This is a genomic window from Spiroplasma endosymbiont of Ammophila pubescens, assembly GCF_964020965.1.
Classification (GTDB): Bacteria; Bacillota_I; Bacilli_A; order Mycoplasmatales; family Mycoplasmataceae; genus Spiroplasma.
In genome coordinates this window covers 1,135,798-1,150,186 of record NZ_OZ026611.1, presented here as the reverse complement: position 1 = coordinate 1,150,186, position 14,389 = coordinate 1,135,798, and the positions used below count along the sequence as shown (strand labels likewise).

At 25.5% G+C, this 14,389-nt stretch carries 17 protein-coding genes and 1 pseudogene; 14 read left to right on the top strand and 4 right to left on the bottom strand.

What is annotated here, in order from left to right:
* Positions 1–319: 319 nt before the first annotated feature.
* From ABNT63_RS07420 to ABNT63_RS07405, 4 genes are all read left to right on the top strand, one after another.
* Positions 320–526 carry a hypothetical protein gene (locus ABNT63_RS07420; protein ID WP_348735150.1) on the top strand — a complete coding sequence of 69 codons (207 nt, stop codon included), beginning with the start codon at positions 320–322 and terminating at the stop codon, positions 524–526.
* A 24-nt stretch (positions 527–550) separates the two neighbouring features.
* On the top strand, positions 551–868 hold the full coding sequence (locus ABNT63_RS07415; RefSeq protein WP_348735149.1) for a hypothetical protein: 318 nt from the start codon (positions 551–553) through the stop codon (positions 866–868).
* 483 nt (positions 869–1,351) lie between these two features.
* The gene (locus ABNT63_RS07410; protein ID WP_348735148.1) at positions 1,352–1,696 is read left to right on the top strand and encodes a hypothetical protein; all 345 of its coding nucleotides are present in this window, start codon (positions 1,352–1,354) and stop codon (positions 1,694–1,696) included.
* A 138-nt stretch (positions 1,697–1,834) separates the two neighbouring features.
* Positions 1,835–2,464, top strand: coding sequence for a hypothetical protein (locus tag ABNT63_RS07405; protein WP_348735147.1), 630 nt, complete (start codon positions 1,835–1,837; stop codon positions 2,462–2,464).
* Here ABNT63_RS07405 and ABNT63_RS07400 read toward each other — a convergent pair.
* The 4 genes and pseudogenes from ABNT63_RS07400 to ABNT63_RS07390 all read right to left on the bottom strand — a co-directional run bounded on the left by ABNT63_RS07400 (position 2,461) and on the right by ABNT63_RS07390 (position 4,833).
* A complete protein-coding gene (locus ABNT63_RS07400) occupies positions 2,461–3,498 on the bottom strand; it encodes a methyltransferase (RefSeq protein WP_348735146.1) in 1,038 nt (345 codons plus the stop codon). The two genes, ABNT63_RS07405 and ABNT63_RS07400, sit on opposite strands and share 4 nt — an antisense overlap.
* Positions 3,499–3,559: 61 nt before the next feature.
* Complete coding sequence (locus tag ABNT63_RS07395; RefSeq protein ID WP_348735145.1) at positions 3,560–4,168, bottom strand: hypothetical protein; 609 nt, start codon at positions 4,166–4,168, stop codon at positions 3,560–3,562.
* Between the two features lie 90 nt (positions 4,169–4,258).
* Positions 4,259–4,551: pseudogene (locus ABNT63_RS11390) on the bottom strand (DNA cytosine methyltransferase).
* A gap of 81 nt (positions 4,552–4,632) precedes the next feature.
* Positions 4,633–4,833 (bottom strand): hypothetical protein, encoded by a 201-nt coding sequence (locus tag ABNT63_RS07390; RefSeq protein WP_348735144.1) that lies wholly within the window; start codon positions 4,831–4,833, stop codon positions 4,633–4,635.
* A gap of 313 nt (positions 4,834–5,146) precedes the next feature.
* Between ABNT63_RS07390 and ABNT63_RS07385 the strand changes: the two genes are divergently transcribed.
* The 10 genes from ABNT63_RS07385 to ABNT63_RS07340 all read left to right on the top strand — a co-directional run bounded on the left by ABNT63_RS07385 (position 5,147) and on the right by ABNT63_RS07340 (position 13,827).
* Entirely contained in the window at positions 5,147–5,629 is a 483-nt protein-coding gene (locus ABNT63_RS07385) for a hypothetical protein (RefSeq protein ID WP_348735143.1), read from the top strand.
* A 116-nt stretch (positions 5,630–5,745) separates the two neighbouring features.
* The gene (locus tag ABNT63_RS07380) at positions 5,746–6,657 is read left to right on the top strand and encodes a hypothetical protein (RefSeq protein ID WP_348735142.1); all 912 of its coding nucleotides are present in this window, start codon (positions 5,746–5,748) and stop codon (positions 6,655–6,657) included.
* 16 nt (positions 6,658–6,673) lie between these two features.
* Positions 6,674–7,795: an SGNH/GDSL hydrolase family protein gene (locus tag ABNT63_RS07375; RefSeq protein ID WP_348735141.1), complete on the top strand. Its 1,122-nt coding sequence runs from the start codon at positions 6,674–6,676 to the stop codon at positions 7,793–7,795.
* Between the two features lies 1 nt (position 7,796).
* Positions 7,797–7,934, top strand: coding sequence for a lipoprotein (locus tag ABNT63_RS07370; RefSeq protein WP_348735140.1), 138 nt, complete (start codon positions 7,797–7,799; stop codon positions 7,932–7,934).
* A 13-nt stretch (positions 7,935–7,947) separates the two neighbouring features.
* The gene (locus ABNT63_RS07365) at positions 7,948–9,774 is read left to right on the top strand and encodes an MOLPALP family lipoprotein (protein WP_348735139.1); all 1,827 of its coding nucleotides are present in this window, start codon (positions 7,948–7,950) and stop codon (positions 9,772–9,774) included.
* Positions 9,775–9,868: 94 nt separating this feature from the next.
* Positions 9,869–10,465: a YqeG family HAD IIIA-type phosphatase gene (locus ABNT63_RS07360; RefSeq protein WP_348735138.1), complete on the top strand. Its 597-nt coding sequence runs from the start codon at positions 9,869–9,871 to the stop codon at positions 10,463–10,465.
* A complete protein-coding gene (locus tag ABNT63_RS07355; protein WP_348735137.1) occupies positions 10,452–11,492 on the top strand; it encodes a GTPase in 1,041 nt (346 codons plus the stop codon). The genes ABNT63_RS07360 and ABNT63_RS07355 overlap by 14 nt, the downstream gene beginning before the upstream one ends.
* A gap of 79 nt (positions 11,493–11,571) precedes the next feature.
* Positions 11,572–12,426, top strand: a complete 855-nt coding sequence (locus tag ABNT63_RS07350) for an HAD-IIB family hydrolase (RefSeq protein ID WP_348735136.1) — start codon at positions 11,572–11,574, stop codon at positions 12,424–12,426.
* 153 nt (positions 12,427–12,579) lie between these two features.
* Positions 12,580–13,653, top strand: a complete 1,074-nt coding sequence (locus ABNT63_RS07345) for a phosphatase PAP2 family protein (RefSeq protein ID WP_348735135.1) — start codon at positions 12,580–12,582, stop codon at positions 13,651–13,653.
* Between the two features lie 24 nt (positions 13,654–13,677).
* Positions 13,678–13,827: a hypothetical protein gene (locus tag ABNT63_RS07340; protein ID WP_348735134.1), complete on the top strand. Its 150-nt coding sequence runs from the start codon at positions 13,678–13,680 to the stop codon at positions 13,825–13,827.
* Positions 13,828–14,389: the final 562 nt, after the last annotated feature.

The following is a 14,389-nucleotide window of genomic DNA, read 5'->3' as shown; positions in this document are numbered from 1 at the left end:
TCTTTTGCTTTATTACATCAAAACTTTTTGCGTTAACTTTTATTACTTTCCTTAGTCTTCTTTTCACTGCTTTATTTTGAATTTTGCCTTTAATACCGTATGATGCTAATCATGGTGAATTTTTTTTAAAGGACCACATACCATATAAGAATGTATATGAGATGAGTAAGTTAAAAGTGTTAGACTTAAGCTATATTGATACAAATTATTTTTTAATTTCACAAAATCCGTATTATCTAAATTTATTAAACAAAATACTTATATTAATACGATACAAGAAGAATTATTAAAAACTTTCAAAAAAGAAAATGAGTTTAATTTGTTAATCAATTTTTTAGAAAAAGGTGAACAAATAAAATGAAAGTTTTTAGAAATTAATAATTTAATTGTTGAAAACAACTCTTCATTTTTTGAAGAATATTTTTCTTATTTAATTTTAAATCATTCTGCTTTTTTAAAAAATATTTTTAATACTATAAATAATACTTTTAAACAACAATGAGAATTACGAGAAAAAGCACTTTAGGATTATATTTATAAGAAGTATTCTGTGACAACAGTATTAAACAGTTATATTAGTAAAATTGTTAGAAATGTTTATTTTGTTACTCATTTTGAAATTACATTAAAGCAGTTGATTGATCCTTATACATTGTGAACATTTGCCCAAGGGTCTTTCCCAACTCAAGTTTTATATGATGTACATAAAGTAAATAATAAGTATTATGAATATGACTTTAAAACAATGGCTGCTAATAATAAGAAAAGTTTAATTGGAACGTTAACAACCTTATTTGTTGTTAATACTTTTGCAACATGATTATTATGTTATTTATTTAACCATTATAAATTTATGGAGCATAGTTAAAGATAAAATATCTGAATTATCATTATGATGCCTATGTTTACTTTATAAGTTGTTTGAGCACGAGTAATGGCATTATTATCAGTTAATAAAATAGTTTCAGTAATCCGTTTAAACATTATTAGGAGAATAGTTATTATTGTCATATAAACATATTATCTTTATATTCACCATTATAATTAATAGTAACTTTCTTAGGTGGTTAAAATGTATATGGTTTTTACATAAACAATATATTTTAAATATTGATAATGCGTTTATTATTTGCTATCCTAATAGTATGATACATTCAATTATATTCAATTATTTAGAAAGGTAAAAATATGATTAGTTATTTAAAAATGGAATTAAGACAGTCATGCTTTAAACAGAAGGTCACATATGATTGCATTTATTTACTTGCAAATTATTTAAAGGATAATTTCAATAATATAAATAAGAAAAGTTGAATTGATTATGCTAGAAATAAATGAAATCTAGATACAAGTGAAACTGAAATTGGGAATATATAACGAAAATATTCATGTATTAGAATATATGAATATTATTCGAACAGTTAATGGAACATATAATATTGATTTAATTGATGAAAATTTATTAAATTATATTGCAATTTCTTATGAAAATTCATTTGCATGCTTATACTTATATGCAAATGCTATTTTAGAAAATGAAAGAGAAACACAAAATTGTGAATTAGCTTTAAAAACTAAAAATTTTAATCTATTAAATAATTTAGTAGAAAAAATGAAACAAAAAACTAATATCAAAAGTCAAGATATGATTAATAATAATTTGCGTGCAATTTTCAAAGTTTGAGCATTTATTTAAAAAATAAACGTTACAGTTACAAGAACAGGAAATTTTGAAGACATAAATGATGTTTTAACTATATCGTATAATAAACATGGAAAAAGACATTTAAAATAAAAAATTAATGGCATACGGAAAAATAATTATATTTATACATTGGATATTACAAAAATACATTCATTAATTTTTGAATTACAAAATCAAAACCTTGAGCAACAAGAAAGTATTTTTGAAGAAAAAAATACCATTAAAGAAATAACTGCATTAAAGGGGTGTAAAAAACGAATAAAAAGTTCCATTAAGAAAACAAATAATAAAGATACTATTTTAAAAGAAACAGATAGTTTATTAGTATGAGCAACAAATACTTTACATGAATTAATGATTGATTTTTTGATGGAAACAAATTCAGAATATGAATTTTATGAGAGTAGAGTGGATATTTGGAATTATTTAAATAAAGAAAAAGATGAGATAAATATTTACGAAATTAAAACAGCTACTAAAGAAAATTATTTTTCTCAAATTGCCAAAGCTATTGGACAATTATTCTATTATAGATATTATTATCCAGAATTTAAAAACGTTAAAAAAATTAATTTAATAATTTCTTGTAATCAAACAATTAAAGATGAATCTTTAGAGCAAATGTTTAATGACTTGGCAAACAATAATAATATTATTATCGTATTAAATTCTTTAAATATTAAAGATTATGTTTTAGAACGTGATGATTTTAAAAATTTAGATGAAATAAATAAAAATGCCCCGCTAAAAATGCTTTAATCTTTTTTTGGACCAATATAATATGTGGTACATTTATCAATATTTATTGTGAATTTACTATTATTTTTAATAATTTTATAATATTTATGATAATTTTCTGTTGAAAAAAATGATAAATCTATATTTTTATTATTTATTTCATATTTTGGTTTCATAACAACTAAAGAACCATTTGGAATAGCATTTTCCGGCAATCAACCGGCTTTAATATTATATGTAAAATTTGGAATCAGAATTTCTTTTTGATTAATAAATTTTTTAATTGCTATTGAATTTAAATTTTCTTTTGAAATATATTTATCATAATTATGTATATGAACAAATTCAGAAGAATTTAATATTTTTTTTTGATTTAATAACTCATATTTTATTTTTCCATTTTCTGTTTCTAAAAGTTTATTAGATATTTGTCTATCTCTATATGGGATAAAAAAATCTAAAGCTATTTCTTTAATAAAATTATCAAATCATTCATTCCTATAAATTAATCAAACTTTATCATGGTATATATAATTTATGGGTAATATTTCATTATAAGTAATATTTAATATATTTATATTTGTAGTTGTTACTAATTTAGTAAAATGAATTGATATAGTTTCTATAAACACTTTTTCAAATGCATGTATTCCATTATCAGTTATATTTTTAATATAATAATATGATTCATATTTTTTTCTTAGTTCAAAATATGAATCAGCCATTAAAAAAGTTTTAGGAATAATAAAAAGTAATTCATCACATTTTTTATATGAATGTTCTAAAAAATTTGTAAACATATTAATAGAGTTGTATTGAGATTTTAACGTTTTAAAATAAGGAGGATTCCCAATTATATAATCATAATGTTGCATAGAAAAACTTAAAAAATCTTTTACAACAAAGTGAAAAATAAATTTGTCTTTTTGATACTTTAAATTTTTTAAATTTTTAATTAAGTTTTTTATAATTTCGTTAGATATATCAATACATGTTATTTCAATTTTTTCACAATCATCAAAAATACGTAATAATTGTGGTAAAAAATTTCCCATTCCAATAGATGGTTCTAAAATTTTGATTTTTTTCTTTTTAACTTTTATATTTTTTAGCAAATTAAATATTATACTTTGTGGTGTATAAAAAACCTGTTTCTTTTACATTTATAATTTGTTTTTCTACCAGATATAAATTTATATAAAAGTTTTCTTTATTTTTCAAAATTAAATTATTATCATAGTCTAATATTTCTTTAATATTTTTTGCCATATCATAAAATATTTTGGTTGGAACAGATTCGCCAATAATTCTTCTAATGTTTAATTCGTTTTTTCTAAGAAAAAGTTGTTTTGTCTTTAATTCAATGGAATTTAATTCAGTATTACTTAGATTTGTTCAGTTAAATGAATTTGGAATAGTCATTAGTTTCATTAATTTTCTAATACTCAATACTCTATTATCTGATGGATGTATAGTGTCTTGACTCGCTAATTGGTCATTTCTTGTTGTGATACATGAACCAATTTTATCTCAAAATAAACGCCTGAATTTATTTCCTAAATGAGCAGATTTTAATTCTATTTTTTGTCCATCTACAATTTTATATGGTTTTATCTTACCATTAAAAGCACTTTCTCCTTCTTTTAAGTCTTTTATTCATTCAACCATGTATTCTGGGAAGCTTCTATAAAAATGATAGATATCATGGTTATCAATTTCTCCCATAGTATTAAGTTGTTTTAAGCCATAAATACTATCTATTAATGTAACTTTTTTTCCTTTAGTGGAAAAATATTTAATGGAGAAATATTTATTTTACTTTTTTTTAGTTCCAATAACAATGGTTCTTGGACGACTACTTGGCACTCCATATTCACTAAAATTTATAGTTTTATAAAAAATATTATAATTAGTATCCAAAATTTTATGAATATAATCTTTAATTTTATAATTATTACTATCTTTTCCAGTACAATCTGTGTTTAAAAAAGCGCGTACGTTTTCAAAAATAAAAATAGTAGGTCGCGTATGATTAATTATTTCTATAGCTTCAACTACTAAAGAATTTCGTTTAATCTCATTATTTTTTTATAGTTTGCTGTTGACATTCCCTGACAAGGAGGTGTTGCAACAATGACATCAATATCTGTAATTAATTCATTTTTTTTTCCAATAATCTATTTCATCATTTATCCTTTTTTAGTAGCATTATCTTCAATATTTCCAATTATATACCCAGATTCATATTTACATTTGTTATTAAATTTTTGTATATTAATTCGCTCTTCTAATAATTCGCATGTTGCAATACAGTCAAAGCCTGCCATCTTAAATCCATAGCATCCAACTCCACCACCACTAAATAATGAAATATAATTATACTTTTTCATAATTGCACCTCCATAGAAGTTTATCAAATTTCTTAATAAAAGTGAAGTAATTAATGCAATATAATTGTACTTTTTAATTTATTTTGGATAGAATATCTTTGCGAAAGTATTAGATAACAATATGAAAAGTTGATTTGAAAAAAATAAATTATTTAATATTTTATCTCTCCTAATCTAATTTTAACAACTTAGGTGGTCTAAAATGTCTATGGTTTTTACAACCATATAATTTAATAGGGTTGCTTTTTTTTAAAAAAAGCGTAGAACTACTTTTAGTGTTAGAAAATTAGACATAAAATATGTGAGGATTATGATGTTATATCGGTTAAAAAATTCAATTATATGAGCAGATATTTTAAGTTTTAGTTTTGGTTTCTTAGGAGTTACTTTTGGAATTCTAAGTGTTTTAGCGTTAGAACCATTTTGAAGTCTTGATGCTAATATTCGTGATGCTCAATCGTTTGCTTTAACAGCAACAACCATTTGTTGTGATAGTTTAAGTGTTTTAAGTGCTATGGTTGCTTATTATTTAGGATTAAAATTATATAATAGAACAAAAAATGAAACACGAAATGATAAACCAGAAGTTTTAAAATGTGAATGTTATTCATTTTATTGTGATTTTTGAAGTTTTATCTTTGGAATTATTAGTTTTGTCACATTGTTTCCAACTTTCTTTAATGAATATACTTCATGATGAGCAACAATAACTTCAGTTTGTTTTGATACCGTATCATGTGCTTTAGTCGATGTTGCAATTGGTTATTTTAATAAAGGAGTTAAATTAATAAAATAGAATTTTAAAATTTTTTCTTTTTTTTGGCAATTATTTCGTTATAATATAATTAACTGGGTTCAATGGAAATGATTTAATAGCTTTAAAATAATTATCAATTAGAAGGAAAAAATATAATGTTAAACAATCTTTCAAAGAAAATGAAGTTTATTTGACTAGGAATTTTAAGCTGAGTTCTTAGTATTTTTTTAATTCTAGGAATTGGGTTAACCCTGCCTGGAATGGGATTAGAATCTTTAAAATTTATTAATAGTTTAAAAACTCAAATTCAACGAGCATTTCCACAGGGAAAGTTTGTAATAAATAGTAAGATTAAAATTTATGAAACGCTAACTAATACTGTTTTAAAATCAACATATGAAGCTGATATTTTATCATCGTTAAATTTTTATGAAAAACCAGATGAAAATGAAACAATCAAACAGGAGTATTTACAGTTTGCTGAGACATGATTTTATAATCATTGGGGACCAACCATCGAAAAACACGAAAATATTGATTTATATGATGTTGGGCTTGATCTAATTGAATTTGATAAAACAGTTTCCGTTAAATTTCATTCGTATGGGTATGTCAATACTGGCATTCAATGAATGTTTAAAAGTGGTGGGATTCAACAAATGTTTAGTTCAGGGTTAAAAGAGCATGCATTAATCCAACAAACAATTAATAATCAAGAAGATTATAATCAAATGGTTGATAGTGGTGGACCTGATATCAATGGGTTAGTTGTCAACAAATCAATTGGAACCTATCTTGTTAATAATAAAGTTTGATTTTTAAATATGCAATTAAAAAATCTTGCTTATGCTATGACAGCAATGGCAGGTGAAAGTGTTTTTGTTAATCCTGCTTTAACACCACAAGATATTATTGCCCCAATTACTGTGGATGATTTATATCACCCAAATTTTGTTAGTGCATTATATGCAACAAGAGCAGGAACTGTTTTTATTTTAATGTGACCATTTTTATTACTTAGCATTGGACCAATTATTATTATTATCATTATTAGAAAAAAGAATTAACAAATGAGAAAAAAATATGAAAAGATTTTTTACTTTACTTGCTGTTTTAAATGTAACAACAAGGAGTACTGTTATGGTTACGAGTTGTGTGATTGAACAAGACTGACATCTCAATCCTGATGATTCGTTATTATTAATTGGAAAAGATATTGATAAATCAAAAGCAATTGATGATGCAAAAAGTAATTTACAATTTACAAATTATTATATTTTAGGGGATAGTTTAAGTGATTCGCACGGAATTGAAAAACTAGTAAAAAATAGTTTTAAATTAGATATTAAAATTGGAACTGATGATCCAAGTGATTTAGAAAATTATCAAAATGGCAGTTTGACAAATGGAAATACAGCAGCTGTCTTATTAAATGATAAACTTGGTTTTGATAAAATTAAACCAGGAATTCCAAATGATCGTGATAGTGATTTTGGACGCAATTATGCAATTGCTGGGGCAACTGCTGCGGATGTGGTGGGAACAGAAGGGGTATTATTAAATCGTGTTACAATTGAAAAACAAGCCCAAGCATTAGTTAGCCAGCACAAGTTGCGTTCTACAGACTTAGTTTTATTTGAAATAGGAGGCAATGATTTGTTTCAAATTATTGATGCAACAGATCCACAGGTGGAGTTAGTAACGATGCAACAAAGTGTTGAACGAATTAAAATAGCATTATTTACCTTATTAAATAATGGGGTTCGAAAAATATTATTTTCTGATGCACCAAATGTCAGTATAATTCCACGTTATAATAACCAAGATTTGGATGAGAATTTAAAAAAACGTGCAAATAATATAGCAACCGAATTTCATTTCCGAGTAGCAAAAATGATTGAATTAGCAAATAGCTATTACAATAATGCAATTCGAAATTGAGGACTATATGATAATTTACCTGTTTTAATGACAGAATTTAAAACGCGTCATCCGCAGGACAATGTAACAGTTAATTTTAATAATTTAAATTTAGATTTTATGAAAATTATTGAAGAAGGAAAGTTAAATGCGCAACGTAATTCAGCCTTACCATCCAATGGTAATGTTGATGATTATTTCTTTTTTGACATTGTTCATCCAACAAGAGAAGTTCATCAGTTAGCAATGGAACATTATTATCAAGTTGTAAAGGAGTGAACTTAACATGAAAAAGTTATTAGCGTATTTAGGGAGTTTGACATTACTAACGACTTCAGTTGCCCCAACGATTGGGTGTTTTAATCCTGAAAGTAATGTGCTACTATTACGCCATTATCAAGCAAGTTTAGATGCCTTAAAATAGTCAAGTTGTCAAAATGGCTTACATTAGTGATCAACATAAATATGATTTTAATTATTTAATGTATCAGTTTGCTCAACCAATGTATTTAAAAGACTTACCAACACAACCAGCCCAACAGGAAAACTTACAAGAATATAATCGCTATGCTGAATTATTTAATCGATATTATGGGAATGCTTATTTAAAAAGCAATTTAAAAACAAATTTAAACTTAACCAATTCTTTTAAACCAGAACAAGCAAATAAAATGATTTCAAATGTTGCTCAATTAGGTTCACAAATTTTTAATATTCTTGCTAAAGAAGGATTACCTGGTTTATTAACATTAATTGCGAATGGTCATTTATTAAATGAGTTCTTATCATCAACGATTTTAAAATTTGCAAGTGATATTCTTGACCAAGAAACACTAATTTCTTTCCGTAATGCTTTTGATGATTCAATTTACCAAGGAATGACTTATCAAGAATCTTTAACATCGGGGATGATTGGTCTTGTTAATGCTGTAAATGAATTAACAGGGCAGTTAGAACGATTTGACTATAAAAATAAAACAAATTTACAAGCAACAGCAGACAACTATACCACAGCGTTAAAGACCTTTGGAACAACAATTGTTGAAATAATGCAACAAAAAATTAATTTTAAATTTAATCTAATTAATAATTTAACAGCAATTAGTGAAGTCATTCGGTTTAGTCGCATTGTCCTAAATTATTTACAACAATTTGATGCAAATCAAACTGTGACATGAAATGATATTGTCAGAGTTCGCTCGGCTTCTTATCAACTTGATTCAAAAATAGATTTACAACAAATTATGCGGAATTTATCACAATGATTAGGAGATTCAACCGGGAAGAGACTACGAACATTAATGGCCATTTTATTGCAAAGTTCTGAACATCATCAAATTAGTCCGACGATTTGAAAAAATCTTCCCTTTTTAGTAACAGAAGATTTAACACCAGCTGGGTTATCCGTTTTTGGTAAAGTTATCATTAATATTTATCAACCCCTTGATTTATTTGAAACAAAAGGTTATACAGGAAATTTAGTATGAGATTTAATTAATACAATGGCGGCTGGTGAAACATTAAATGATATGGTTACTTTTTTAACAAACTCATTAGTTGAAAAGAACTTACCAGCAAATTTAAAACCAATTATCACCAAAATTGTTGATAATCCAAATGCTGTAAATGATTTATTCTTGGAATTATATCACGGTGATATCTTAGGTGATATTTTGACAATGTTATTACCAAATTCATCTGTTTCAAAAATTAAAAATTTAAAAATGGTTTTTACAGAACCATTACAAAATTGATTACCAAATAATGAATTAACTAATTTTATTAAACATAAAAGTATTGTTGAAGTTTGCAAAGAAATAACCGCAGCAATAACTGAACCAACATTTATTAATGCAAAAGATGTTTATCATTTATTTGACCAGTTTTTAACACCAACTACGAATCAGTCATGACTTTTACGTGATACCTTATTAAACCCAGATCTTTTTTTAGAAATATTAGGATTTAAAGATAAGAGAATTATTGACAATAGTCCCTTATTTTATTTAAATCATATTTTAGAAAACATCAAAGGAATCAATGGTGTTTTTACAACTTTAACAAAATATCTTACTGATTTTGATAAAAGTCAAAATGTTATTTTACAAGAAATGCAAAAGACGATTGCTAAAATAGATGTTACTGTTCTAGCACAACCAATGGATAATGTTTTTGAATATCAAATTAATGGTAAAACTATTACAATTACTGTTGAATTACATAATAATAATAAGTATTTTATTAGTAAAATTATAATGAATTAAAGATGCTAAAAAGGTTATGATTTATAGAAAAGAATAACCTTTTTTATTGAAAATTGATATAATAAATAATAGTAAGAAACGAGGGTTTTAAATAATGGCAAAGAATATTTTTGGTAAAAAAAAGAATCGCAATTTATTACTAAATTATTTTAAACCATCCATTTATGTGAAAAATGTTAATAAAATTAATCTTGAATCATTAAAAAAACATGGGATTAAAGTATTTATTTGTGATTTAGATAATACTTTGACTCCATTTTACCGTGGTATTCCGAATACTGATAATTTAAATTTAATTCAAAAGGTTAAGGAATTAGGGATGATTTTTGTGTTAGTATCAAATAATACCCGAAAACGAGTTGAACGGTTTGCCCAAAAAGCAGGGATTGAACATTATTATTGAAATGCTAAAAAACCATTATTAAAATATTTTCGTGTGATTTCACGGCAATTTAATACTAATCCCCATGAAATGATTATGGTTGGTGATCAATTAATTACGGATGTTTTATTCGCTAATCGAGCTCATATGGAAAGCATTTTAGTTGTCACAGTAACAGGTGTTAATGAATCAAACCGATTAATGCGTTTATTAGAAAATTTACTTTATAAACGGTTAGCTCAAAAAAATATTTTACATAAAGGTTTCTTTGATGAAGGAGAATATGGATTAGACTATGATATCTTATAAGAAGTGTACTGGTTGTGGGGTTATTTTACAAACCACAACTCCAAACGACCTTGGCTATGTGGAAACATTAACGCAAGATTATTGTTATCGTTGTTTTCGGTTAACTCATTATAATGAACTAGTTCCTTATAATATAACAGCAATTGATTTTCTTGCAAAGTTACGCCAAGATTATCATTTGAATTGACATTATTTTTATGTTTTAGATGTTTATGATTTGGATGGAACACGGAATTTGGAATTAGAACAACTATTACAAAATAATAAAGTAACTTTAATTATTAATAAAATTGATTTAGTAAATAAATTAATTAATGCTAATAAAATTATTACTTATATTAGTGAACTTTTTCGAAATTCAGTGCTTTTTTCAAAACTAGAAGATATCATTTTAGTGAGTGGCTTAAAGAATTATGGTTTAGATGAATTATGACGATATATTAAGTGCCAAGATAATAATCTTGTTTTTGTTGGTAGTTCTAATACAGGAAAAAGTACATTATTAAATAATTTAATTAAGTTAACTAACCAACAACAAAAAATTACTGTTTCAAATAACCTTGCAACAACATTAGATAAAATTATTGTTAATTTGGTAACGAGACAGAAAGTTTATGATACTTCTGGTATCATTAATAAGCATAGTATGCTTCCATATCTTGCCGAAAATAATAAAAATATGCTGACTAAACAACTATTAAAACCAATTACATTTCAATTGTCTGCAGAGCAAACAATTTTTTATGAAGAATTAGCTAGTTTTTCATATCTTACAGGTTTAAAAACAAGTTTTCATTTTTATAAAAATAACAATTTGAAATTACACCGTACCAAATTAAGTAATAAAGATTATTATTTTACCCAACATCTACCAACTGCTGTTGTTAGATTACAAGATTATCAAGAATGAACTGAACGAATGCTTGAAATTAAGGAACCAGGTAATTATTCGCTCTTTATTGCTGGCTTAGGATGAATTAGTTTTAAAGGGCAAAGTGGTCAAAAAATAATGGTTGAAACCCATTAAAACATTAAAATTACACTACGAAAACAGTTTATTTAGTTTTATAATTAAAAGTAGATAAGTAGAAAGGAAATAAAATATTATGAATCTTGTTAAAAAATATCCTTATGTAATTACTGATTTAGATGGCACAATTGCAGGGAAAGGTTATATAATTAATCCTGAAACATATGAAGCATTACAAACATATCAACTAGCTAGTGATTATCACTTGTTTTTAGCTTCAGGACGATTAGACTTAATGGCAAAAGAATATTTTGCAAAATTAAAAATTAAAACACCAATTATTTCCTGTAATGGGACATTAATTCGTGACAGTTTAACAAATGAAATATTATATCAACAACCTTTACCACAAGCATTAGCTCTTGCGGTGTTAACAAAGGCCATTGCAGGAAATGTTGATCACATTGTTTATACTGCTAATATGGTTTATGGTCATCTTGAATCTGGTCGGATTGCTTTTATGCTAAAGTATAATGCCCAATTAGATAATGATGATTATCGCATTCCAATTGATACAGAAACGGATTATGTAGCATTATTAAAAAATAATGAAATTGAAGTTTTAAAAATTTTATTCCCTTTTAATTCATCAACTGAATTAGAGCAAGTCCAAGCGATTTATCATCCCTTTAAAGATGCAGCTGATGGTGTTTTCTCTCAAAAAGATTTATTTGATATTCAAGCATTAAATATTAATAAGAGTCGTGCTTTTAAAAAATTATGTGCTTTAAAAGGGTCTGATCCACAACAGTTTATTTTTTATGGGGATAATTATAATGACCTTGAACTTGTTAAAATTGTTGGTTATACTGTTGCAATGGGGAATAGTGTCTTAGAATTAAAAAAATTGCTAATACAACAACAATGACAGTTACCGATAATGGGGTTCGTGAACATCTTTTTACCGAAGTATTATCAAAAGAACAACTAGCAGAATTTCTTCCCCAAGTTAAAAATGTTTTTAAATAAAACATTTTTTTATTTACCAAGTTGCTGCTTTTTATTATGATATAATGATTTCATGAAGATGTGAAATTTTACGAGAGACACTAAACAAAAGTTCTATGTTGACGGTTCTGCATTTATGAACAAAGATAGTAAGAACAAATTTGTTTTTAAAATATTAAAAATTATTGCCTTAACTGTTGTTATAACACTTTTTATTGTAGGAAGTATTTGAGACCGCCAAATTGCAAAAGCGATTGGTGATTTAAATGATAATGGTGTTGTCAGTTGATTAAGTTTATTTTGAGATAAACTAGCTTATACAATGACCGTTACATTTATGTTTGCAGGAGTAGGGATTTTATTAGAAAGTTTAAATATTAAATATAAATCAAAATTTAAATTCTTAACAATTATCATTATTACTGTTTATGCTTTATTTATAATTTTATTTGCCTTAATTATTAGTCGAATGATTTATCAGCAATCAACATTTTCTGCTTTTGGTGGTAAAGGAAGAGATTATTGATTTGGTCTTGATGGAACAAGTACAATCGTTGCAATGACAATTCAACTTAGTATTGAAGTTATCTTAATGGGCGGGATTGCTTGATTTTTAAGAGTTAAATTTTTAAAACGAGATGATTTATTAACTAATAATTATTGAATTGATGCCTTAAAAATATTTGTAGTGTTTGCGCTTTTTGGTATTACTTTTGATCCACTTTTGAAAACTTTCTTTGGACGACCATATTGAGTCCATGTTGATTATCAATATGTTATTGACCATTTACCAGATAGTTGAACAAACAAACCAACTAATGTTATTAATGCCGAATATTTAGATTGGTGACAAATTCAAGGTTTTAAAGCTGAATACTGAGCTTTCTTATTAGGGAAAGCAGGGGAAGGAACACATCACTGAAGTGATAAGGCATTTCCATCTGGTCACATGAATTCATCATCAATGCCTGTCTGTGGTTTTTTGTTATATTTCATGAATGAAAAACGTAAACAAAAGATTACTTTCTGAAAATGATTCATATTTGGATTTTTTATTGCAAATATTGCAATGATGGCATTTATGCAAATTCTTTCAAGAACACATTACTTAACTGATTTAATGTTTAGTTTAATAGTTTTATTAATATTCTTTCAATGAGTTGCTTATGCAACTGACCATGTCATTTATAAAGTTTTATCATTAATTTAAAACAAACAAAACAAACGCTATTCGATGGTTGAATTGAATAATGGTCAGAAAACAATTTTATTGCTTGATATTGATGGTGTTTTATGAATTGTAGCAAAAGTAAGAACTGCAAAAATTAATAAATCTAAAAAATATAAATATTGACATCGTGACAATATTATTTACAAAAAATAAGAACTGGATGTCTGATATAGTCTAAAAATTAAAAAAATCTAGATTATATCTAGATTGTTAAGGCAACTTATGGTAAACAATGGATAATTTTTCAAATTATCTATCGTATGATTGTTCTTTAGTTTTTTATTTTGTTTTTTCATGTAATTCATTCATAACATCCATAAAGTTTCTAAAAACTTCTTGATTAATTTTTGGAGATTGTGTGCGAACTTGGTTATGAATTTGGGCTTGTTTTTTTGTCATTGTAGAAACCACATACATTTTGTATTTTTGTGGTATTTACAGTTTTAGAAATAAATTTTACTAATATTTTAAATAAGGAGTTGAAATTATGTAAACAAAGCAATATTTTATTTTGTGGTCGTTAGTGAAAAAGTATGGAAAAGATATTGTTATTAATACTGTCAATAAGATTGTAAAAGATATTGAAATTAAAAAGTAAAAGAATAAATTATTCCGCGTAATTTATTAGCGGATAATTTATTCAATAATGTTTTTTAAGTGGAGCAAAGCGACAACGAGCGGAGCGAGTTTGCAAATTTCAATTTTTTAATTTATT